Source organism: Cupriavidus campinensis (assembly GCF_905397395.1).
Lineage (GTDB): Bacteria > Pseudomonadota > Gammaproteobacteria > Burkholderiales > Burkholderiaceae > Cupriavidus > Cupriavidus campinensis.
Genome location: NZ_CAJPVH010000018.1, coordinates 1 through 21,303, shown reverse-complemented (window position 1 = coordinate 21,303; position 21,303 = coordinate 1). Strand labels below are relative to the sequence as shown.

The 21,303-nt window shown below is 69.1% G+C and carries 18 protein-coding genes; 11 read left to right on the top strand and 7 right to left on the bottom strand.

Features of this window, described 5'->3' with window-relative positions; all coding sequences use genetic code 11:
• Window positions 1-41: 41 nt before the first annotated feature.
• Window positions 42-1,997 carry an FUSC family protein gene (locus KHO18_RS12720; RefSeq protein ID WP_211943303.1) on the top strand — a complete coding sequence of 652 codons (1,956 nt, stop codon included), beginning with the start codon at window positions 42-44 and terminating at the stop codon, window positions 1,995-1,997.
• Here the strand turns inward: KHO18_RS12720 and KHO18_RS12715 are convergent.
• The gene (locus KHO18_RS12715) at window positions 1,885-2,865 is read right to left on the bottom strand and encodes an SRPBCC family protein (protein ID WP_144195402.1); all 981 of its coding nucleotides are present in this window, start codon (window positions 2,863-2,865) and stop codon (window positions 1,885-1,887) included. The genes KHO18_RS12720 and KHO18_RS12715 overlap by 113 nt on opposite strands.
• On the bottom strand, window positions 2,849-3,205 hold the full coding sequence (locus KHO18_RS12710) for an ArsR/SmtB family transcription factor (RefSeq protein WP_144195403.1): 357 nt from the start codon (window positions 3,203-3,205) through the stop codon (window positions 2,849-2,851). The genes KHO18_RS12715 and KHO18_RS12710 overlap by 17 nt, the downstream gene beginning before the upstream one ends.
• A gap of 232 nt (window positions 3,206-3,437) precedes the next feature.
• Here KHO18_RS12710 and KHO18_RS12705 point away from each other — a divergent pair, with 232 nt between their 5' ends.
• The 7 genes from KHO18_RS12705 to KHO18_RS12675 all read left to right on the top strand — a co-directional run bounded on the left by KHO18_RS12705 (window position 3,438) and on the right by KHO18_RS12675 (window position 10,778).
• Window positions 3,438-4,112, top strand: coding sequence for a CDP-alcohol phosphatidyltransferase family protein (locus KHO18_RS12705; protein ID WP_144195405.1), 675 nt, complete (start codon window positions 3,438-3,440; stop codon window positions 4,110-4,112).
• An 8-nt stretch (window positions 4,113-4,120) separates the two neighbouring features.
• Window positions 4,121-4,960 carry a HalD/BesD family halogenase gene (locus KHO18_RS12700; protein WP_144195407.1) on the top strand — a complete coding sequence of 280 codons (840 nt, stop codon included), beginning with the start codon at window positions 4,121-4,123 and terminating at the stop codon, window positions 4,958-4,960.
• The gene (locus tag KHO18_RS12695) at window positions 4,957-5,958 is read left to right on the top strand and encodes a flippase-like domain-containing protein (RefSeq protein WP_144195409.1); all 1,002 of its coding nucleotides are present in this window, start codon (window positions 4,957-4,959) and stop codon (window positions 5,956-5,958) included. Before KHO18_RS12700 ends, KHO18_RS12695 begins: the two co-directional genes overlap by 4 nt.
• A gap of 72 nt (window positions 5,959-6,030) precedes the next feature.
• Window positions 6,031-6,816: a phosphocholine cytidylyltransferase family protein gene (locus KHO18_RS12690; protein ID WP_144195411.1), complete on the top strand. Its 786-nt coding sequence runs from the start codon at window positions 6,031-6,033 to the stop codon at window positions 6,814-6,816.
• A complete protein-coding gene (aepX, locus tag KHO18_RS12685) occupies window positions 6,813-8,522 on the top strand; it encodes a phosphoenolpyruvate mutase (protein WP_144195413.1) in 1,710 nt (569 codons plus the stop codon). Before KHO18_RS12690 ends, aepX begins: the two co-directional genes overlap by 4 nt.
• Window positions 8,519-9,724 carry a phosphonopyruvate decarboxylase gene (aepY, locus tag KHO18_RS12680; RefSeq protein ID WP_144195415.1) on the top strand — a complete coding sequence of 402 codons (1,206 nt, stop codon included), beginning with the start codon at window positions 8,519-8,521 and terminating at the stop codon, window positions 9,722-9,724. Before aepX ends, aepY begins: the two co-directional genes overlap by 4 nt.
• Window positions 9,711-10,778, top strand: a complete 1,068-nt coding sequence (locus KHO18_RS12675; protein WP_144195417.1) for a 2-aminoethylphosphonate aminotransferase — start codon at window positions 9,711-9,713, stop codon at window positions 10,776-10,778. The genes aepY and KHO18_RS12675 overlap by 14 nt, the downstream gene beginning before the upstream one ends.
• Window positions 10,779-10,907: 129 nt before the next feature.
• Here KHO18_RS12675 and KHO18_RS12670 read toward each other — a convergent pair whose 3' ends face one another.
• Both KHO18_RS12670 and KHO18_RS12665 read right to left on the bottom strand, forming a co-directional pair.
• Complete coding sequence (locus tag KHO18_RS12670; protein WP_186296738.1) at window positions 10,908-11,243, bottom strand: helix-turn-helix transcriptional regulator; 336 nt, start codon at window positions 11,241-11,243, stop codon at window positions 10,908-10,910.
• A gap of 62 nt (window positions 11,244-11,305) precedes the next feature.
• Complete coding sequence (locus KHO18_RS12665; RefSeq protein WP_244844755.1) at window positions 11,306-12,922, bottom strand: phospholipase D family protein; 1,617 nt, start codon at window positions 12,920-12,922, stop codon at window positions 11,306-11,308.
• 130 nt (window positions 12,923-13,052) lie between these two features.
• Here KHO18_RS12665 and KHO18_RS12660 point away from each other — a divergent pair, with 130 nt between their 5' ends.
• Window positions 13,053-14,132, top strand: coding sequence for an alkene reductase (locus KHO18_RS12660; protein WP_211943302.1), 1,080 nt, complete (start codon window positions 13,053-13,055; stop codon window positions 14,130-14,132).
• Between the two features lie 45 nt (window positions 14,133-14,177).
• Here KHO18_RS12660 and KHO18_RS12655 read toward each other — a convergent pair whose 3' ends face one another.
• Window positions 14,178-15,317 carry an aromatic ring-hydroxylating oxygenase subunit alpha gene (locus tag KHO18_RS12655; protein WP_144195423.1) on the bottom strand — a complete coding sequence of 380 codons (1,140 nt, stop codon included), beginning with the start codon at window positions 15,315-15,317 and terminating at the stop codon, window positions 14,178-14,180.
• Window positions 15,318-15,559: 242 nt separating this feature from the next.
• Here KHO18_RS12655 and KHO18_RS12650 point away from each other — a divergent pair, with 242 nt between their 5' ends.
• Both KHO18_RS12650 and KHO18_RS12645 read left to right on the top strand, forming a co-directional pair.
• Window positions 15,560-17,473: a PAS domain-containing hybrid sensor histidine kinase/response regulator gene (locus KHO18_RS12650; RefSeq protein WP_211943301.1), complete on the top strand. Its 1,914-nt coding sequence runs from the start codon at window positions 15,560-15,562 to the stop codon at window positions 17,471-17,473.
• Between the two features lie 230 nt (window positions 17,474-17,703).
• A complete protein-coding gene (locus tag KHO18_RS12645) occupies window positions 17,704-18,225 on the top strand; it encodes a CinA family protein (protein ID WP_144195427.1) in 522 nt (173 codons plus the stop codon).
• 1 nt (window position 18,226) lies between these two features.
• On the opposite strand, the gene pdeM is transcribed toward KHO18_RS12645, so the two are convergent.
• Both pdeM and KHO18_RS12635 read right to left on the bottom strand, forming a co-directional pair.
• The gene (gene pdeM, locus KHO18_RS12640; protein ID WP_211943300.1) at window positions 18,227-18,919 is read right to left on the bottom strand and encodes a ligase-associated DNA damage response endonuclease PdeM; all 693 of its coding nucleotides are present in this window, start codon (window positions 18,917-18,919) and stop codon (window positions 18,227-18,229) included.
• On the bottom strand, window positions 18,916-21,303 hold a 2,388-nt coding region (locus tag KHO18_RS12635), incomplete at its 5' end, for a ligase-associated DNA damage response DEXH box helicase (RefSeq protein ID WP_211943299.1). The genes pdeM and KHO18_RS12635, both read right to left, overlap by 4 nt.

Below are 21,303 nucleotides of genomic sequence, written 5' to 3'. Positions count from 1 at the left end.
GCAACGCTCCCACACACTTCCGCCCCCGGAAGATTCCCATCATGGCTGGCTGGCCGCATGCCCGACAGTGGCTGTTCTCACTGAAGGCATTCGCGGCCGCGATGCTGGCGCTCTATATCGCCCTGTCCTTCGGCCTGCCTCGCCCCTACTGGGCCATGGCCACGGTTTACTTCGTCTCGCATCCGCTCACGGGCGCCACGCGCTCCAAGGCTGCCTATCGCGTGGCCGGCACGGTGCTGGGCGCCACCGCCGCCGTGGTCACGGTGCCGGCGCTGGTCAATATGCCGATTGTGCTGACGGGCGCCATCGCGCTGTGGATCACGGGGCTGGTCTACCTCTCGCTGCTGGAGCGCGGCCCGCGCAGCTATGTGTTCCTGCTGGCCGCCTACACGCTGCCCATCGTGGCGCTGCCGGCCGTGAGCCATCCGGGAGAGATTTTCGATGTGGCGGTGGCGCGTATCGAGGAAATCGTGATCGGTATCGTCTGCGCGGGGCTGGTCGGGGCGATCGTGCTGCCGGCCAAGGTGGCGCCGGCGCTGCGCGAACGCGCCGGGGAGTGGATTCGCGATGCCCGGGCCTGGGCGGCCGATATCCTCGCCGCCGACGCGCACGCCAGCGCCAGCCGCCACCGCCTGGCGGCGGACATGCTCGCGCTGGACCAGATGATCGCGCACCTGTCGTTCGATACCGAGAGCCGGCACACCCTGCACCATGCGCGGGCGCTGCGCGAGACCATGTCGCGGCTGATGCCCACGCTCTCCGCGCTGGACAGCGTGCTGCGCGCCCAGCCGCGCGCGGCTGACACCAACCCCGACCCCGCCCTGCAAGACGCTGCCGATTTCCTGCGCGGCCGGATGGACGAACTGCTAGCCACCTGCGACGCCCTCCAGCACGGCATTGGCGACCGTCCCACGCAAGCCGCCCCGCCGGCCCCGGCCCGCATCGCCCCGCAGGAAAGCCCCACAGCAGGCCGCTATCACGACCACGGCATGCTGCTGTTCGGCGCGGCCTCCACGGGGCTGGCCGTGTTCTGCGCGGGGCTGATCTGGATATTTTCCGGATGGGAGGATGGGGGCGGACCGGTGGCGGTGGCGGCCATCGCATGCTGCTTCTTCGCCACCCTCGACGAACCGCGCCGCGTGGCGCCGGTGTTCGCGCGCTGGAGCCTGGCGTGCCTGACCGTGGCGTCTTACTACCTGTTTCTGGTCGTACCGCACGCGCAGACCTTCGAGGCGCTGGTCGGCATGCTCGCCCTGCCCTACCTCGGCATCGGCCTGCTGATCTCGCGGCCCGGCTTCCAGTTGATTGCGATGCTGCTGTCGGTGAACACGGCCTCGTTCGCCAACATCCAGAGCATCTACGATGCCAACCTGCTCGGCGCCTTCAATACGAGTCTGGCCAACGCGGCGGCGATGCTGTTTGCACCGCTCTGGGCCACGCTGGCGCGGCCGTTCGGGGCCCATGTGGCCGCGCACCGGCTGATCCGCGCCAGCTGGCAGGATCTGGCGCAGGCCGCCACGTGGCGCGGCGACCCCGCGCCGCTGGGCGCGCGCATGCTGGACCGCTTCGGGCAACTGATGCCGCGCCTCGGCGCCAGCGCGGACCGGCTGGCCTCGGACGGCTTCACGGAGCTACAGGTGGGCTACTGCACGCTGACGCTGCAACGCGCGCTACCGACGCTGCCGGCGCCGGCGCGCAAACCCGTCCGGCGCGTGCTGAGCGGGGTGGCCCGGCACTACCGGGGGCGGCTCAGGACCGGCGCGGCGGTACCGCCGCCGGCCCGGCTTGCCGGCCAGATCGACGCTGCGCTCGCCTGCATCGGCGCACTCACACTAATAGAAACAGAGATGCGGGCGGTGCGCAGCGCGTTGGTGGTGCTGCGGGTTACGCTGCCGGCTCCACAAACTTCGCCAGTGCCTCCAGCAGGTGCTTCGAGCCCGCTTCCCGCGAGCCCGCATCGTCATAGCCATCGAGAAAAGCGCCCTGTTCCGTCATGACGAGCCGCGTGCCGTCGCCGGCCGGCTTCATCTCGAAGGTCGCCAGCGAGACGGAGATCTTGCGCTCGCCCATGTGCATCTCATAGGCGTAGACCAGACGCTCGCCGGGCACCACATCGAAATACATGGCATCGAAGGTCGAGACCAGCCCGTTGGCCCAGCTGCCCTTCAGGTGCTCGCGGCCGCCGGGGCGGGCATCCATGGTCCGCGCCAGTTCCTGATAGCCCTCGCCGCCCCCGAACCATTGCGCCTTGGCCTTGGGGTCGGTGAGCGCCCGGAAGACCTGCGCCGGCGTGGCCTTGAACGTCCGCTCGATGCGGAACATGCCGTGCACCACCGAGCGCGCGGCGGGCGGTGCATCGGCCATGCGGGCTACCTCCACCTCCAGCCGGTCCAGCGTCTGGGCCCAGCCCTGCTCGGCGCCGCGCGTGAAGTTGCCGGCGGAGGGGTCCAGCAGCGTGTAGTGCTGTTCGACATCGAGCTGCGTGCCGCCGCAGACGTTGTCGAACGACACCGTGGTCAGGGCGTTGAACAGCGCGGCGCCGTCGCCGCCCACCACGGTCATGTCGATCACCAGCCGCGCGTTCGGCAGGATTTCGACAAAATGGCCGCGCACCCAGTGCGATTGCCCGTCCGGCGCGCGCATGCAGTAGTCGAACCTGCCGCCCACGCGGGGCTCGACCTCGGCCTCGGGAATCGTGAACCCTTGCGGGCAGAACCAGTGCTTGACGTGCTCGGCAGACGTCCACGCCTGGAACACGAGTTCCTTCGGGGCGTTGAACGCGCGCGAGACCGTCAGCGGGCGCGGCTGCGCCAGTTGCGCCAGTTGCGCCAGTGGGCTTGCCGTATCTTCAGTTGCCGTCGTCATTGGGGGTTGCCTCCTTCTTCATGGTTTCCAGGTAGTCGCCCAGGCGGTCGAAGTGGCCTTCCCACTCGGCCCGCCGGGCGCTGATCCACTGCTCGGCCTGACTCAGCGCGTTCGGCGCCATCCGGCACGTGCGTACCCGCCCAACCTTCTGCGACTGCACCAGCCCGGCCTGTTCCAGCACGGCCAGGTGTTGCATGACGGCCGGCAACGACATCGCCAGCGGCCGGGCAAGATCGGTCACGGACGCGGGGCCGCGTGACAGTTGCACCAGCAGGGTCCGGCGCGTGGTGTCGGCCAGCGCCTGGAACGTCATGTCGAGAGGATCTGATTGGTTAAGCATGTGCTTTAGTATAGCGACGGCAAATAGTTAAGCAAGGACTTTAGCAATATCGAAGAAGCGCCGCATGCGGCGCCCCCGCCACCCTGCGGCGCCAGCGCCCGCCGGGCCCGCGCCCAGTGCGCCGTCCCGCAAAAAGGCGTATTCTGGTGCGCTTGTCATTCCCGCGCCACCGGCGTAGTGTTGCGCATCGCCCGGCCCCTCCGCGCCGGGATGCGTTCCAGATTGTTGACGGATGAACCAGAAATCCCCGAATTTCCCGGATGAGCCGCCCATGCCGCCCACCTGGGATGCCCGCCTTGCCCGCCGCCTTGTGCGGCCCCTCCGGAATACCCGAGTCACCCCGAACCACCTGACCACGCTGCGCCTGCTCATCGGGCTTGCCGGCGTTGCCTGTCTGGCGCAGGGGGGTTACGCGTGGACCAACTACGGCGCCCTGCTGGTCGTCATCTCCAACTTCATCGATCACACCGATGGCGAACTGGCGCGGATCAGCGGCAAAGGCAGCAAGATCGGGCATTTTTACGATCTGGCCAGCGACGCCCTGATTACCGTGTTGTTGTTCGTCAGCATGGGCATGGCGATTGGCGCGACCGCGCCCGCGACCACCGAGGCGATCGGCCCGGTGGGCCGCGGCACCGTGGCCGGGCTGGCGGTGGCACTGATCTTCTTCCTGCGCATGCGTATAGAATCGCGGGTTGGCAAAAGTGGCACCAAGCAGGCTTCCGCCGCCGGGTTCGAGACCGAGGACGTGCTGTACCTGTTGCCGCTGGTCACGCTGACCAGCAGCATCGGACCGTTCCTGGCGCTGGCCTCGGTGGGCGCGCCGCTGTTTGCCCTGCTTGTCATCATCGACTACTGGCGCGTCATGCGGCGCCCCCAGACGGTCGGCACCCCAACGAAACATTGAGGCGGCCAATGACGGAACAGGCTACCCGCGACATCGCGCTAGATTCCCCGCTCGATCCCGGGCTCCATCCCACCATCGACGCTCCCGCGCCGCTTCCGCGCCATGCTGGCCACCCCGATGCCGCCGTGGCACGCGCGACGGCCGGGCTGGACACGCCCGCGCTGCGCGCCGACTTCGACCGCCAGGGCGCGTTCCTCTACCTCGACAAATTCCTGCCGCCCGAGCAGTGCGCCGAACTGGTGGCGCTGGCCCGCGCGCTCCAGCCGGGGCTGAACCGCAACTACCTGCCCGGCCACAAGCAGGGCGGCAGCGTCAGCCGGCACACCATCGACGAGCAGGCGCCGTTCATTGCCGAGCTCTATCGATCGCCCGCGCTGATTCATTGGCTCGAACAGGTCACCGGCGACAAGCTCCAGGTCTGCCCGCCCACGGACCCGCACGCCTACGCGCTCTATTACTACACGCGCCCGGGCGACCATATCGGCTGGCACTACGACACCTCCTATTACGATGGCCGGCGCTACACGCTGCTGATCGGCGTGCTGGACGAGTCCTCCTGCCGGCTCGAATACGAACTCCACACCCGTAACCCCGAAGTGCCCGACGAACCGGGCGCGGTGCAGATTCCGCCGGGCGGCATCGTGCTGTTCGATGGCGACAAGCTGCGCCACCGCATTACCCCCGCCGGCCCGAACGAGATCCGCGTGTCGCTGACCTTCGAATACGTGACCGATCCGGGCATGCGGCCGTGGCTGCGCTTTATCTCCAATATGAAAGACGCGGTGGCCTATTTCGGCTTCCGGCAGGTCTTCAGGCGCCTGCTATCGGGCGGGAAGTCCAGTAAGTGACTCGCGCTGCATTTATTCTGCTGACGATTGGCGCGGCGCTGTTTGTCGCGCTACTCGCCTGGCAAGGCTTTGGCGCGGTCACGACCACGCTGATGTCCGCCGGCTGGGGTCTGGCCGTGGTTGCCGCGTTCCACGTGGTGCCGCTGGCGCTAGACGCCGCCGCCATCGCCGTGCTGGTAGACCGCTCCGCGCACCATGGCTCGTTCTGCACCGCGCTGCGTGCGCGCTGGGCCGGCGAGTCGGTCAACAGCCTGCTGCCGGCCGGCCAGATCGGCGGCCCGGTGCTAATGGTGCGCTACCTCGCCCATCACGGCGCCCGCATGCGCGACGCCGCCGCGGCCATCACCGTCAGCACGACCACGCAGGCGCTCTCGCAGATGCTGTTCGCGCTGCTCGGCATCCTGCTGTTCGGCGCGCAGGGCAACCTCTCCGACCAGCGCGGGCCGATCATCGCCGTGACGGTGGTCCTCGCCCTGTGCGTGCTGGCCTTCTGCATCCTCCAGCGGCGCGGCATGTTTGGCCGCGTGCTGCGCGTGGCCGCGCGCGTGTTCGGCAAGCGCAACTGGGACGGCCTGGCGCTGCGTGCCGATGCCGTGGACGAAGCCATCCGCGCCCTGTACCGCGACCGCCGCAAGGTGGCCGCCAGCTTCCTGCTGAACCTGGCCGGCTGGATTGTCGGCACGGGCGAGGTCTGGCTGATTCTTTACTTCCTGGGTCATCCCGTGAGCTGGCACGAGGCGCTGTTGCTGGAGAGCGTGGGGCAGGCAATTCGCGGCGCGGCGTTCGCCATTCCGGGCTCGCTCGGCGCGCAGGAAGGCGGCTATCTGCTGCTGGCGCCGCTGGTGGGCCTGCCGCCCGATGCCGCGCTGGCGATGTCGCTGGCCAAGCGCGTGCGCGAACTGGTGCTCGGCATCCCCGGGCTGCTCTACCTGCACCACAGCGAGCGCCGCTACCAGCGCCGGCGCACCCGGCAGGCGGCGTGGCAGGGCTCCGAATAACGAACATCCGTCGACCCGGGCAATCCTCAGGTAATTCCCAGGCAAATCCTCAAGCAAGGTGAACAGACAATAATGCGAGCAATCATTCTCGCCGCGGGCCTGGGCCTGCGGCTTCAGCAACAGCCGGGCAAGCAGTTTCCGAAGTGCCTGCTGCGCTTTGACGGCATCACCCTGCTCGAGCGCCACCTGCGCATGCTCGACGCAGCCGGCGTCACGGAAGTCGTGCTTGCGCTGGGCTTCGAGCCCGCCCAGGTGCAGGCCGAACTGGCCAACATCGCGCGCCCGGCCGGCCACCCGCCGGTGGAGATCGTGCTGAACCCGCGCTTCGACCTCGGCAGCGTGCTGACCGTGCACACCGTGGCGGACGCCCTCACGCGCGGCGGCGACGTCCTGCTGATGGACGCCGACGTGCTCTACGATGAGCGCATTCTCAACGCACTGGTGGCCGGCGAGACCGTCAACCGCCTGCTGATCGACCGCGATTTCGAGGCCGGCGACGAGCCCGTCAAGCTCTGCCTGCGCGACGGCGTGCCGGTGGAACTGCGCAAGCAGCTGATGGCCGACCTCCAGTACGACACCATCGGTGAATCCGTAGGATTTTTCCGATTCCAGGAACACACGGCACGCCGGCTGGCCGAAATCGTCAAGGGTTACGTCGATTCGGGCCGCGCCAACATGCCGCACGAGGAAGCCGTCCGCGACCTGCTGCTCGAGTCGCTGGCCCAGCGCAGCCACCAGTTCGACACGGCCGACGTGACCGGCGCGCCGTGGATCGAGATCGATTTCCCCGGCGACGTCGAACGCGCCGCCAATGAAGTCCTGCCCCAACTTCTGCCCATCGTGGGATTCGCACAATGAACGCCATCGACCCGAACCTGCTCGCCACCTCCCGCGCCGCCCGCCTGCGCCAGATGCTGGTGTCCAACCAGCTCGAATTCATCATGGAAGCCCACAACGGGCTGTCCGCGCGCATCGTGCGCGAGGCCGGCTTCAAGGGCATCTGGGCCTCCGGGCTGGCCATCTCGGCCCAGTTCGGCGTGCGTGACAACAACGAGGCCAGCTGGACCCAGGTGGTGGACAACCTCGAGTTCATGGCCGATGCCAGCGACCTGCCGATCCTGCTCGACGGCGACACCGGCTACGGCAACTTCAACAATGTGCGCCGTCTGGTGCGCAAGCTGGAGCAGCGCGGCATTGCCGGCGTCTGCATCGAGGACAAGCAGTTCCCGAAGACCAACAGCTTCATCGACGGCGAGCGCCAGCCGCTGGCGGAAATCGACGAATTCTGCGGCAAGATCAAGGCCGGCAAGGACTCGCAGACGGACGACGACTTCTCGATCGTCGCCCGCGTGGAAGCCCTGATCGCGGGCTGGGGCATGGAAGAGGCCCTGCGCCGGGCGGAGGCCTACCGTCAGGCCGGCGCCGACGCCATCCTGATCCATAGCAAGCTGTCCAAGCCGGACGAAATCCTGACCTTCGCACGCGAATGGGCGGGCCGGGGTCCGCTGGTCATCGTGCCGACGAAGTACTACAGCACGCCGACCGAGGCCTTCCGCAAGGCGGGCATCAGCCTCGTGATCTGGGCTAACCACCTGATCCGCGTGGCCGCCTCGTCGATGCAGGCCGTGGCCCGCGAAATCCACGAGAGCGAGACGCTGGTGAACGTGGAAGACCGCATCGCCTCCGTCAACGAGATCTTCCGCCTGCAGGACGCCGACGAGTACTCGGCCGCCGAGAAGATCTACCTGTCCGGCGCGCAGGTGCCGGGCGCCGCCGTGGTGCTGGCGGCGGGCCGTGGCAAGGGCCTCGAGGCGCTGACCGAAGACAAGCCCAAGATCATGCTGCCGGTGGCCGGCAAGCCGCTGCTGCGCTGGCTGGTCGATGGCTTCAAGAAGCAGGGCATCAACGACATCACCGTGGTGGGCGGCTACCAGGCGCAGGCCATCGACACGGCCGGCATCAAGCTGGCGGTGAACGAGCGCCACGCCCAGACCGGCGAGCTGGCCTCGCTGGCCTGCGCGGCTGATGCCATGCAGACCGACACCGTGATCGCCTACGGCGACCTGCTGTTCCGCAGCTACATCCTGCGCGACCTGCTCGAGTCCGATGCCCCGTTCAGCGTGGTGGTGGATTCCTCGCAGACCGCGCCGTCGAACCAGAGCGTGCGCGACTTCGCGTGGTGCTCGGGCGGCGACGACCGCGACCTGTTCGGCCAGACCATCACCCTGAAGAAGGTCTCGGACACCCTGCCCGCCGCCGGCGAAGCCCAGCCCAATGGCCGCTGGATCGGCCTGTTCAGCGTGCGTGGCGAAGGCCGCGCCAAGCTGCAGGCGCTGCTGGCCAAGCTGCGCGAGCGGCCGGACTTCGACCAGCTCGACCTGCCCGACCTGCTCAACGCGCTGGTCGAAGCCGGCGAGAAGATCGAGGTCAAGTACGTGCACGGCCACTGGCGCGGTGTGAACGATCTGGACGATTTCCGCCGTGCCGGCGACTTCGCCCATACGCAGACGCCGTACGCCCTGGGGAATGTCGACGGTGAGGCCAACGGCGAGGCCGCCCGATGATCGAGGCGGTCCAGTTCGTGGAGGCCGCGCGCGAGCGTGGCTTCCAGTGGTACGCGGGTGTGCCCTGCTCCTACCTGACGCCGTTCATCAACTACGTGGTGCAGGACAACTCGCTGCATTACGTCTCGGCGGCCAATGAGGGTGATGCGGTGGCCTTTATCGCCGGCGTGACGCAAGGCGCACAAAACGGCGTGCGCGGCGTGACGATGATGCAGAACTCGGGCCTCGGCAACGCCGTGAGCCCGCTCACCTCGCTGACGTGGACGTTCCGCCTGCCCCAGTTGCTGATCGTGACGTGGCGCGGCCAGCCCGGCGTGCATGACGAGCCCCAGCACGCGCTGATGGGCCCGGTCACGCCGGCCATGCTGGAAACCATGGAGATTCCATGGGAGCTGTTCCCGACCGAGCCAGCCGATGTCGGCCCCGCGCTGGACCGCGCCGTGGCCCATATGGACGCCACCGGCCGGCCCTACGCGCTGGTCATGCAGAAAGGCAGCGTGGCGCCCTATCCGCTGACGGCCCAGACGCCGCCGCAGGCACGGCCCAAGGCCACGCCGCAGGTGTCGCGCCGCAACGTGCCGGCCGCCGAACTGCCGAGCCGACGCGACGCACTGGCGCGCGTGATCGCTCATACGCCGGTCGACGGCACCGTGGTGCTGGCCTCCACCGGCTTCTGCGGCCGTGAACTCTATGCGCTCGATGACCGGCCGAACCAACTCTACATGGTCGGCTCGATGGGCTGCCTCACGCCGTTCGCGCTCGGCCTCGCGCTGGCGCGGCCGGACCTGCGCGTGGTGGCCATCGATGGCGACGGCGCCGCGCTGATGCGCATGGGCGTGTTCGCCACGCTGGGCGCCTACGGCCCGGCCAACCTCACGCATGTGCTGCTGGACAACAACGCGCACGACTCCACGGGCGGCCAGTCGACGGTGTCGCACAACGTGTCGTTCGCCTCGGTGGCGGCCGCGTGCGGCTACGCGTCGGCGGCCGAGGGCGATCACCTGGACCTGCTCGACAGTGTCCTGCAAGGCGCCGCCACGGCCAAGGCCGGCCCGACCTTCGTCTGCCTGCAAACCCGCGCCGGCACGCCGGATGGCCTGCCGCGCCCGACCGTGACGCCGGTGGAAGTCAAGACCCGCCTCGGCCGCCAGATCGGCGCCGATCAAGGCACAAGCCAAGGCACCGACCATGCTGCTGCTTAACCCGGGCCCCGTTACGCTCTCCGAGCGTGTGCGCCAGAGCCTGCTGCAAACCGACCTGTGCCACCGCGAAAGCGAGTTCTTCGACCTCCAGGACGAAGCCCGCGCGCGGCTGCTGAAGATCTACGCGCTCGACCCCGCCGCATGGTCCGCCGTGCTGATGACGGGCTCGGGCACCGCCGCGCTGGAGTCCATGATCGCCGGTCTCGTCCCCGAGCAGGGCAAGCTGCTGATCGTGCAGAACGGCGTCTATGGCGAGCGCATCGCGCAGATCGCCACGCAGTACCGCATCGCGCACACGCTCGTGAAGCACGACTGGATGGACGCGCCCGACCTCGACCGCATCGCCGCCGCCCTCAAGGCTGACAAGGCGATCACGCACGTGGCGGTGATCCATCACGAGACCACCACCGGGCGGCTCAACGACATCGCCGCCGTGGACCGGCTCTGCCAGGAACACGGCGTGCGCCTGCTGGTGGATGCGGTGAGCAGCTTCGGCGCGGAGGCCATCGATTTCGGCGGCAGCATCGACGCGGTGTCCGCCACGGCCAACAAGTGCCTGCACGGCGTGCCCGGCGCGGCCTTCGTCATCGCCCGGCGCAGCGCGCTGGCGCAGGCGGCCAGCCGCACCTACTACCTGGACATCGGCCGGCTGGCCAAGCTCCAGGACCAGCGCAACACGCCGTTCACGCCGTCCGTACACGCGTACTACGCGCTGGTGGAAGCGCTGCGCGAGCACGAGGAAGAAGGCGGCTGGCAGGCGCGTCATCAACGCTACGCCGCACTGGCCGAACAGGCCCGCGCGGGGCTGGCGGCACTCGGCATCGAGCCGCTGTGGCCCGCCTCGCAGTCGTCCGTGGTGCTGCGCGCGTACAAGCTGCCGCAAGGCGTAACGTACGAGCAACTTCACGACGGCCTGAAGACACGCGGCTTCGTGATCTATGCCGGCCAGGGCGGCCTGTCCGCGCAACTGTTCCGCATCTCCACCATGGGCGCGCTCACTCCGGCCGACATCGACCGGCTGGTGGACGGCTTCAAGGCGCTGACGCAGCGTTAGTCGGCAGGTCGCCTGGCCGTTTAGCGGCCTAGAGGGAATCCGGCAGCGGGGTAAAGCAGACGGCCCAGTCGTCGGCTTCCTGCTCGCCGACCCCCTCGTCCGTCAATCCCTGTTTCCAGCGGCCTTGCCTCAGAAGTCATTGTCGAGTGCCCGCCGAATGCGCACGCGGCGCTCGCCGGGCTGATATTCGAGTGCGGCGCCTTCCTGGTCGAGCGCGGTGTCGGCCACGACGTCCAGTTCGCGGTCCAGGCCCATGACCCAGAGGGCGCGGGCGAAGGCGCCGATGGCGGTGTCGGCGCTGCCGCGCTCGATGGCCTCGATGGTCGAGCGGGACAGGCCGGCGCGCTCCGCCAGATCGACCTGGCGCAGTTTGCGATGCAACCGGGCGTCCCGGATACGGGCGCCGAGCGCGGCGAGGCGCAATCCGACTTCAGGGGGTAGCGGCGAGGCAACGGAGCGTGTCATAACAGGCATTATTTGCGTTACTGCTTGTTATGGCAGGCACAGACACGCATGCGCCCCGATCGTCACAATTCCGACTCCATCGGCAGCAGCCGCATGAAGCCCTGCCCGATGCGGTTCCAGCCGCTCATGTCCGGCTCGCTGGTGTAGGTACGCAGCACGCCGTCCTCGCGCGTGATCCAGGCCAGTTGCAGATGGCCGGTCTGGGGGTCGGGGAGCAGCACCACCTGGTAGGCGGCGTCCAGCAGGGCATCGTCGAGCCGCTTGCCGAGCATGTCGCACAGCGGCGCGCTGTCTACCACGATGCCCATCTCGGTATTGAGCCGCGCCGAGCGCGGGTCCAGGTTGAGCGAGCCGATGAACAGCAGCCGGCGGTCGACCATATAGGTCTTGGCATGCAGGCTGGCCCGGCTGCTGCCGCCCATGCCTCGCCCCTTGTTCTCCTTCGCCATCTCCGCGTAGGCGCTGGGCTTGAGTTCGTAGAGCAGCACGCCCGCCTGGACCAACGCCTCGCGGCGCGGCGCGTAGCCGGCGTGTACCGCCGAGACATCGGTGGCGCCGAACGAGTTGGTGAGGATGTGGACCTGCACGCCGCGCTGCTGCAGGCCAACCAGCCAGTCCATGCCGGCCTTCCCGGGCACGAAGTACGGGGAGACCAGCGTGAGGTCGTGCTGCGCGCCGCCCAGCACCTTGAGAAGCGCCGGAATCGCGTGGGTCGAGTTGTCCTCGGGCGGCAGCGTGACCTTGGCGGCACGGTCGGCAATCACCGTGGCGCGGCCCCAGTAGGCTGGCAGCGCCTCCTGCTGGATGGCGCGGATCACGCCGGACTCCAGCACGGTCTTGCCATACGGCGTGGCACGCAGCTTCACCTTGCGGTCATCGAGGTACTGGCGCACGCGCTGCTGGAAGGCCACGGTTTCGGCGTCCGACTGGCGCTTCGCCAACGTGGCGAGCGGATAGGTGGCCTCGGCATTCCAGTAATCGTCGAACACGGCCGAGACCTGCGGCACCACCGGGCCGGCCGCCAGCAGGTCCAGGTCGCTGAAATCGACATCGGACTTGGCCGCGAAGTAGGCATCGCCGATATTGCGGCCGCCCACCACGGTGAGCTGGTTGTCCGCCGTCATCGACTTGTTATGCATGCGCCGGTCCACGCGCCGGAAATCGGTGGCGAACTCGAACATCCGCATGCCCCGGTTGGCAAACGGGTTGAACAGGCGCACCTCGACGTTGGGATGGGCGTCCAGCGCCGCCAGCGCCTGGTCCTGGCCGTCCGTGTGGAGGTCGTCCAGCAGCAGCCGCACGCGCACGCCACGGTCAGCGGCGGCCATGACCTCGGCCAGCAGGGTCAGGCCGGTGTCGTCGGCATCGAAGATGTAGTACTGGAGGTCCAGGCTGCGCTGGGCGGTGCGGGCCAGCGCCAGCCGCATGGCGAAGGCATCGGCGCCGGCGGTGAGCGGATAGAACACCGATTCCCCGGGATGCTGCGCCAGGCGCGGCGCCAGCACGCGCCCGAGTGCGGTATCGGCGGTATCGGCGGTATCGGTGGTATCGGCGGTATCGGCCGAGGCCAGCGCCAGGGTCGGCGGCTGGGCCGGATGCGGCGGCAGGCTGGCGCAGCCCGCTCCCAGCATCGACACCACAATCGCTCCTGCCGCCATCAGCCAGTTTGCAACGCGCATCGGACCGCTCCTGGATTGTTCCACCCGCAACAATTGAATAGGTCGAAATCGACGTTTGCGATCTTACCGCGCGCTGCTAAGCTTGCGTTACTTGCAGTTTGCAAGCTTTATAACCGTGACGGATATGTTTATGCCCACCCTGTTCGATCCCCTGCAAATTGGTGACCTGGCGCTGCCGAACCGCATCGTCATGGCGCCGCTGACCCGGCTGCGCGCCGCCGAGCCCGTGCATGTCCCCAACGCAGTCATGGCCGAGTACTACGCCCAGCGCGCCTCCGCCGGCCTGCTGATTTCCGAGGGCGTGCCCATCTCCGAAGACGGCGTGGGCTACCAGAACGTGCCGGGCCTGTGGTCCGACGCGCAGGTGGCAGGCTGGAAGCAAGTGACCGATGCCGTACACGCCGCCGGCGGCCGCATCGTGGCGCAACTGTGGCACGTGGGCCGGATTTCCGACCCGAGCCTGCTCAATGGCCGCCTGCCGGTAGCGCCGAGCCCGATCGCGGCTGGCGGCAACGTGAGCCTGCTGCGCCCGCAGCGTCCCTTCGTGGTGCCGCGCGAACTCACGCGTGACGAGATCCGCGCCGTGGTGGCCGACTTCGGCCGGGCCGCCGCCAACGCCAAGGCGGCCGGTTTCGATGGCGTGACCATCCACGCCGCCAACGGCTACCTGCTCGACCAGTTCCTGCAGGACGGCAGCAATGTGCGGACGGACGAATATGGTGGATCGATCGAGAATCGCGCGCGCATCCTGCTGGAAGTGGCGGACACCGTGACGGCCGTGTGGGACGCCAAGCGCGTGGGCGTGCATCTGGCGCCGCGTTCGCCCAGCCATTCGATGGCAGACAGCCAGCCGGCGGAGACCTTCGGCCATGTGGCGCGGGCGCTGGGCCAGCGCGGGCTGGGCTTCCTGTTCGTGCGCGAGACGCCGGGCGAAGGTGCGCTGCTGCCGCAGCTGAAGCGCGCCTTCGGCGGGGCGATCATCGCTAACGATGGCTTCGACCAGGCGGCCGCCACGGCCGTACTGGCGACGGGCGATGCCGACGCCGTGGCGTTTGGCCGCGCGTACATCGCCAATCCGGATCTGGTGGAGCGCCTGCGGCTGGGTGCCGACCTCAACGCGATCGACCCGGCCACGATGTACGGCACGGGCGGCATCGAGACGCGCGGGTATACGGACTACCCCACGCTGGAAACCGCGTCGGCGTCGTAAGCCTTGCTCCCCGCTCCCGCTTGCAGGAGTGGGGAGAAAAACCTTTCAGACCTTCTGGATCGGAATCACCGTCCGGCCGCCGCACTCGCGCAGCAGGTCGCGCAGGTCGCGGATGACCGGGAACACCTCGTGGTTCCAGTCCGCGCCCTGCTTGTCGTGGGCGGCCTGTTCCATCTCCACGATCTCGCGGTCTTCCTTGAAAATCCGTTCGGTGAACCAGACCAGCAGCGGCCACGCCAGGTCCAGCGCGAACGGCAGCCCCGGCCGGCGGATCGACAGCGTGCCGAAGGTCCGGTTGGTGCGCTGCGCCGCGTCCAGCGGCACATAGGCAATCCACAGGTCCATCACCAGCGTGCCGCTGCCCGATCGAATCTGCAGCGTCTGATACGGATAGACAGTGCGTACCGTCATCACATCCTTGCTGTTCTCCCCGCCGTCCTTGCTGAACACCAGCGCCTCGCCCACGGGCTGCTTGCCGCCCTCGCGGGTGAAGGTGTAGTCGACCTCGACAAAGCCCTCGCCACGCCGCCGCCCGACCGAGCGGGCGCGCATCATGCCCATCTGCCGCCGATGCAGGAACTGATGGTTCATATCCATCAGGTTCTCATGCATGAACGAGTAGTGGCACTTCACCTCGCGGCCCAGGCGGCGGGTCTTGTACTGCCTGTCCGCCACGGAGGCGAAGGCGGGCAGCGGGCGGCTGTCCGCCAGCGCGGGGTCGCCGGGGAAGACGAAGATCAGGCCGGCCACCTCCTTGCACGGGTAGGCGCGCACGCCGTTGGGCAGGCGCTCCTTGCCGAGGTAGGGTACGTCGATGCAGCGGCCGGAGCAGTCGTAGGTCCAGCCGTGGTAGCAGCAGCGGATCGATTCGCCATCCACCACGCCCGCGTGCAGCGGCACCTGCCGATGGGCGCAGCGGTCTTCGAGCGCGAACACGTTGCCGCTCTCGGTACGCACCAGCACGATCGGATCGCCCGCAAAGCGCACGCCGTGCGCCTTGCCGCGCTTCACCTCCTTCGACCAGGCCAGCGGATACCAGTAGTCGGGATGGATCGGCACGCGCCGCAGGTCCCGCACGCCAACGTCACCCGCCAGCGGCTGCGGCGCCGCAACGCTGGACGGCGGTTCGGCCACCGGTACGGCAGGTTCGATGGTACGGCGGTCAAGCGCAGACTCTGCAAACATGCGTGGCATCTCCGTGGGGCAGGACTGGCAGGGAAGCGAACGAGTCTACCCCATTGCGTCCCCTCGGTATGTCGGCATTTCTCCGACGTTACCCCGCTCCGGCACGCCCCGCGCCACGTGTTGCGGAGCGGCGACAGCCCCGGCCTGCACGATGGGTGGGATTCCCCTGCCCACGGGTAGCCACAGGGCGAGAAACGGCCAAAATCTATGTATCCTTGGAGGATCTGAAGCCAGCCAACACGATGCCGCGCCCCGCATCCCCACCCTCCCCGCCCCCTGCCTCGCCCAACGACGTGGACAGCGAACGCCTGCGCACGCTGGTGGAGTCCGTCACGGACTACGCCATCTTCACACTGGACCCCGAGGGCCGCGTCAGCAGCTGGAACGCCGGCGCGCAACGGATCAAGGGCTATAAGCGCGACGAGATCATCGGCCAGCATTTCTCGCGCTTCTATACCGACGAGGCGCGCGCCCGCAACTGGCCGGGCATGGAGCTGGAGACCGCCGCGCGCATCGGCCGCTTCGAGGATGAAGGCTGGCGCGTGCGCAAGGACGGCAGCCGCTTCTGGGCCAACGTGGTCATCACGGCGCTGCGCAACCCCCAGGGCCACCTGCTCGGCTTCGGCAAGGTCACGCGCGACATGAGCGATCAGCGCCTCGCCGCCGAGGCCCTGCGCCAGAGCGAGGAAACCTTCCGCATGCTGGTGGAGAACGTCAAGGACTACGCCATCTTCATGCTCGACCCCCATGGCCGGGTGATGAGCTGGAATGCCGGCGCGTCCTACATCAAGGGCTACCGGCGCGACGAGATCGTCGGCAGGCACTTCTCGGTCTTCTATCCCGCCGAGGACCTGGCGACTGACAAGCCCGGCCGCGAACTGGCCATCGCCCGCGCCAAGGGCCGCGTGGAGGACGAAGGCTGGCGCGTGCGCAAGGATGGCTCGCTGTTCTGGGCCAACGTGACCATTACGGCGGTCTATGACGAGCGCCAGAACCTGCGCGGCTTTGCCAAGGTCACGCGCGACATGAGCGAGCGCAAGCGGCTGGCGGAACTGGAGCAGTCCGAGCGCCGCATGAACGAGTTCCTGGCCACGCTCTCGCACGAGTTGCGCAACCCGCTCGCCCCCATCCGCAACGCGCTGACCGTGATGCGGCTGCGCCCGCAGGAGCCCGCCGTCACGAAAAAGAGCCTGAGCCTGATCGACCGGCAGATGACCCACCTCACCCGGCTGGTGGACGATCTGCTCGACGTGGGCCGCATCGCCGCCGGCAAGATCGAACTGCGCCGCGAGCCGATACAGGCGCGCGAGATCATCGCGCTCGGCATCGAGGCCGCCGAGCCGGCGCTGGCCGCCAAGTCCCAGCCGGTAGGCGTGACCGCCGCGACCGAGGACATCCCGCTGTTCGTGGACCGCACGCGGCTGGTGCAGGTGATCCAGAACCTGCTGCTCAATGCCTCCAAGTTCTCGCCGCCGGGCGCGTCGATCTCGATTACGTCGATGGTGCGCCACCGCACGCTGGTGATCCAGATCATCGACCATGGCCGGGGCATCGCGCGGGAGTCGCTCGACAACATCTTCGACCTCTTCGTGCAGGAAGACCGGCCCGGCAGCACCGCGCAGGGCGGGCTGGGCATCGGGCTGTCGCTGTGCCGCTCGCTGGTGGAGATGCACGGCGGTTCGGTCTCGGCCACGAGCGAGGGGCCCGGGCTGGGCGCCACCTTCACGGTGCAGCTGCCGCTGGCGGCGGCGTTCAATCCGGCCGGCGAGAACGCCGATGCCGCCGGCGGCACGCCCCGGCCGCTGCGGGTGCTGCTGGTGGACGACAACCGCGACGCCGCCGACAGCATGGCGATCCTGCTGGAGATGTCCGGCCACGCCGTGACGATTGCCTACGATGGCATGGAAGCCGTGCACGCGGCGGCACGCGTGCGGCCGGACGTGGCGCTGGTGGACCTGGCCATGCCGGGCATGGACGGCTTCGCAGTGGTCCATGCGCTGCGCCAGATGCCCACGCTGGCCAACACGCGCTATATCGCGATGACCGGCTTCGGGCAGGCGTCTGACCGCCAGCAGACCCAGAAGGCCGGCTTCCACCGGCATCTGGTCAAGCCGGTGGAGCTGGAGGCGCTGCTCCAGGCCATCGACGCCAGCTAGCCCTGCCGGCGTCATCCCCGTCGTTGCCAGGGCATTCGCCAACCGTGGTGACGCATAGGTCTCTGCAAGACAGGCGCCCCCAGCGCCCGCGCCGGTGCGCAGGCTGGGCAAGTCTTACAAGGGGATGGATGGGGAGCGATGCAGTTTTGCGCGCGCTCGGTCGCCGGCGCCCGCTGCGCTGCTGGCACAAAACCTGCCACTCCACCCCACCATCCATCCCAGGCATCGACATGAAGGAAAGTCCGGAAATCCGGGACATGGCGCATTTCCTCTCGCGCCACGGTCTCAGGCTGGCCACGGCGGAGTCGTGCACTGCCGGGCTGATCGCGTCGCGCATTGCCGAGGTGCCCGGCTGCGGCGACGTGTTGCGCTGCGCCGTGGTGGCCTATGCGCCGGACATCAAGACTTCCGTGCTGGGCGTGCCGGCCGAGGTCATCCGCCGCCACGGGCTGACCAGCGAGGCGGTCTCGCTGGCCATGGCGCACGGCGTGCTGCGCCTTGCCGATGCCAATCTGGCGATTGCCAACACGGGGGTGGCCGATGGCAACGCGCCCGACGACACCCCGGCCGGCACGCAGTGCTTCGCCTGGGTGCTCCGGCTGCCGGGCCGCACCGCCCCGCTGGCCGTGTTCACGGAGACGCGGCGCTTCGACGGGGACCGCAACGCCGTGCGCTGCGCCGCCGCCGACTACGCGCTGCTGCGCATCCAGCACTACTACGAGCAGGCGCGGCGCGGCGCCAGCCGCGAATGAACTACCCAGGCACTGGCCAGACCCGCCCATCGCCCACCCCATAGATGCGGTTCCCTGGCGCGCGCCGCACCGTGGCATGGCCCGTGAAGGCGCCGAAGGCCGGCAGGATGGCGCCCGCCTCCCCCAGCACGAAGCACGGCAGCCGCAGCGCATCGGCGCCGCTGCCGCGCAGCACCACGGCCGGATGGAGGTGGCCGGCCAGCACATAGCCGTCCGGGGAAGCGCCCGGCATATGGCATAGCGCGAACGGGCCGGCCCGCAGCGGTTCCGTGACCACGGTCATGCCGAGTTCCGGCGGCGGGTCGCCGGCATGGGTGTCGTGGTTGCCGCGCACCAGCGTGCAGCGTACCCGGGCCGGCAGCGCCCGGCGCCAGTCATGCAGCGCTGCGATGACCGCCGCCGTGCGCGCGGCGCGGGCGTGCAGGAAATCGCCCAGAAACACCAGCTCCCGCGCCGGATAGCGCATGGCCAGCGCGTGCAGCCGCGTCAGGTTCTCCGCCGTGGTACCGGGCGGCACCGGCTGCCCCAGCGCCCGGAACGCGGCGGCCTTGCCGATGTGGACGTCGGCCACCAGCAGCATCGCCGCGCCGGGCCACCAGATGGCATGCTCGGGCAGCAGCCACAGCGTCTCCCCGGCCACTTCCACGGCCTGGGCGCCGAAGGCATGCAACGTGGCGGCGTCCGGCTGGCTCATAGCAGCGGGAGCGGTTTCGATGGCTTGCGCGGGCGCCCCGAGCGACGTGCGCGACCGCTGGCCCCGCTTCTTCCACCACTGCGACCGCCTGACTTGACGTGATCGGCCATGCCGAAGCGCGCCACCTCGGCCACTTGCGTGGCATCGGCATCGGTATCCGCCATATCCCCCACCGGCCCAGCCGCCGCCTCCAGTTCGGCCAGCATGCGGGCGATGCGGTCGGCCAGCTTCTCCGTGCTCAGCTTCTCGCGCAGGAACTCCACCACCAGCGGAAAGGCCAGCGGCGACGGACGTTTCAGGGCGTGCAGGTCCAGCCGCAGCGCGGCCAGCCGGGCCAGCGTGTCGGCCAGCCGGTGGGCGTCCAGCTCCTGCATCAGCACCTCGCGCTCGGCCTGCCCAAGCAGCAGGTTGGCCGGGTCGTGCTTGCGGAAGACCTCGTAGAACAGGCTCGATGACGCCTGCAACTGCCGCGCGCTCTTGTGGGCGCCGGGGTAGCCCTGGAAGATCAGCCCGGCCACGCGGGCGATCTCGCGGAAGCGCCGCAGCGACAGCTCCCCCGCGTTCAGGCTGCCGAGCACGTCGGCGGCCAGGTCGCGCTGGCGTTCCTCGGCCAGTACCCGCGGCAGCCAGTGCGCCCAGTCGAGCGGCGCCGAGGCCAGCAGTTCGAGCCCGTAGTCATTCACGGCCACCGAGAAGGTCGCCGGCACCTGCTGCCCGAGACGCCACGCCAGCAGGCTGCCCAGCCCCAGATGCACCGAGCGGCCCGCGAACGGATAGAGGAACAGATGCCAGCCTTCGCGCGAATGGAGGGTCTCGGCCAGCAGCGTGCCGCGCGTGGGCAGCGCCGACCAGCGCGCCTGCAGGTCTACCAGCGGCTGGATCAGCGCCAATTCGGGCGTGCTGGCCGGGTCGAGGTGACCAAGCTGGGCGGCTTCGAGCGTATCGACCACGGCCTCGGCCAGTTCGGTGGAAAGCGGCATCTTGCCGCCGTTCCAGCGCGGCACCGAGGGCCGCTTGCCGGCGGCGCGGCGCACGTAGGCGGTCATCTCCTGCACGCGCACCAGTTCCAGCAGCCGGCCGCCGAACAGGAAGCAGTCACCGGGCGCCAGCCGCGCGATAAAGCCCTCTTCCACCGTGCCCAGCGAGGCCCCGCCACTGCCGGCCCGGGTCCAGAATCGCACCTGCATCGTGGCGTCGCTGACGATGGTGCCCACGCTCATGCGGTGCCGGCGCGCCAGCCGGGCATCGGGCACGCGCCAGACGCCGGCCTCGTCGGGCATCGCCCGGCGATAGTCGGGATAGGCGGACAGCGTGCGCCCGCCCTGCCGCACGAAGTCGAGGCTCCATTGCCATTCCTCGTCGCTCAGGGCCCGGTAGGCCCAGGTGGTGCGCACCTCGGCCAGCAGGTCATCGGCCCGGAAGCCGCCGCCGAGCGCCACCGTCACCAGATGCTGGACCAGCACATCGAGCGGCTTGTCCGGGGACTCGCGCGCCTCGATGCGGCCGGCGCGCACCGCGTTGCGCGCCGCCACGGCTTCCACCAGTTCCAGGCTGTGCGTGGGCACCACGGTCACGCGCGATGCCCGCCCCGGCGCATGGCCAGACCGCCCGGCGCGCTGCAACAGCCGCGCCACGCCCTTGGGCGAGCCGATCTGGAGCACGCGCTCCACGGGCAGGAAGTCCACGCCCAGATCCAGGCTCGACGTGCACACCACGGCGCGCAGTGCGCCGTTCTTCAGATGCACCTCCACCCAGTCGCGCACGGCGCGGTCCAGCGAGCCGTGGTGCAGCGCGATCTGGCCGGCCCACTCGGGCCGCGCATCGAGCAGGGCCTGATACCAGAGTTCGGCCTGCGAGCGCGTGTTGAGGAACACCAGCGCGGTGCTGGTGGATTCCAGCTCACGCACCACGTGCGGCAGCATCGACAGCCCGAGGTGTCCCGCCCACGGAAAGCGCCCGGCGGCGTCCGGCAGCAGCGTGTCGATGACCAGCGTCTTCGGCGTATGGCCGTGCACCCGCACGCGGCGATCGTCGGGCAGGCCGGCCAGCAGCACATCGCTGGCATGGTCGAGGTTGCCGAGTGTGGCCGACAGCCCCCAGACCATCAGCCCTGGCTGCCATTGCCGCAGCCGTGCCAGCGCCAGCTGCACCTGCACGCCGCGCTTGGCGCCGATCAGTTCGTGCCATTCATCGACCACCACCACCCGCACGCGGCCCAGCGCCTCGCGGGCGTCGGCGCGGGTCAGCAGCAGGGAGAGGCTCTCCGGCGTGGTCACCAGCGCCGTGGGCAGGCGGCGCGCCTGCGCGGCGCGTTCGCTGCTGCCGGTGTCGCCGGTGCGCAGGCCCACGGTCCAGTCCAGGCCGAGTTCGGCCAGCGGGGCCTG

Bases quoted from the DNA above. Each gene is read 5' to 3' on its own strand.
- KHO18_RS12675 (WP_144195417.1), top strand. From the start codon at position 9,711: ATGCTGCTGCTTAACCCGGGCCCCGTTACGCTCTCCGAGCGTGTGCGC.
- KHO18_RS12700 (WP_144195407.1), top strand. From the start codon at position 4,121: ATGACGGAACAGGCTACCCGCGACATCGCGCTAGATTCCCCGCTCGAT.
- KHO18_RS12710 (WP_144195403.1), bottom strand. From the start codon at position 3,205: ATGCTTAACCAATCAGATCCTCTCGACATGACGTTCCAGGCGCTGGCC.
- KHO18_RS12670 (WP_186296738.1), bottom strand. From the start codon at position 11,243: ATGACACGCTCCGTTGCCTCGCCGCTACCCCCTGAAGTCGGATTGCGC.
- KHO18_RS12715 (WP_144195402.1), bottom strand. From the start codon at position 2,865: ATGACGACGGCAACTGAAGATACGGCAAGCCCACTGGCGCAACTGGCG.
- KHO18_RS12655 (WP_144195423.1), bottom strand. From the start codon at position 15,317: ATGTTTGCAGAGTCTGCGCTTGACCGCCGTACCATCGAACCTGCCGTA.
- KHO18_RS12645 (WP_144195427.1), top strand. From the start codon at position 17,704: ATGAAGGAAAGTCCGGAAATCCGGGACATGGCGCATTTCCTCTCGCGC.
- KHO18_RS12690 (WP_144195411.1), top strand. From the start codon at position 6,031: ATGCGAGCAATCATTCTCGCCGCGGGCCTGGGCCTGCGGCTTCAGCAA.
- KHO18_RS12705 (WP_144195405.1), top strand. From the start codon at position 3,438: ATGAACCAGAAATCCCCGAATTTCCCGGATGAGCCGCCCATGCCGCCC.
- aepY (WP_144195415.1), top strand. From the start codon at position 8,519: ATGATCGAGGCGGTCCAGTTCGTGGAGGCCGCGCGCGAGCGTGGCTTC.
- KHO18_RS12720 (WP_211943303.1), top strand. From the start codon at position 42: ATGGCTGGCTGGCCGCATGCCCGACAGTGGCTGTTCTCACTGAAGGCA.
- KHO18_RS12660 (WP_211943302.1), top strand. From the start codon at position 13,053: ATGCCCACCCTGTTCGATCCCCTGCAAATTGGTGACCTGGCGCTGCCG.
- aepX (WP_144195413.1), top strand. From the start codon at position 6,813: ATGAACGCCATCGACCCGAACCTGCTCGCCACCTCCCGCGCCGCCCGC.
- KHO18_RS12665 (WP_244844755.1), bottom strand. From the start codon at position 12,922: ATGCGCGTTGCAAACTGGCTGATGGCGGCAGGAGCGATTGTGGTGTCG.
- KHO18_RS12650 (WP_211943301.1), top strand. From the start codon at position 15,560: ATGCCGCGCCCCGCATCCCCACCCTCCCCGCCCCCTGCCTCGCCCAAC.
- pdeM (WP_211943300.1), bottom strand. From the start codon at position 18,919: ATGAGCCAGCCGGACGCCGCCACGTTGCATGCCTTCGGCGCCCAGGCC.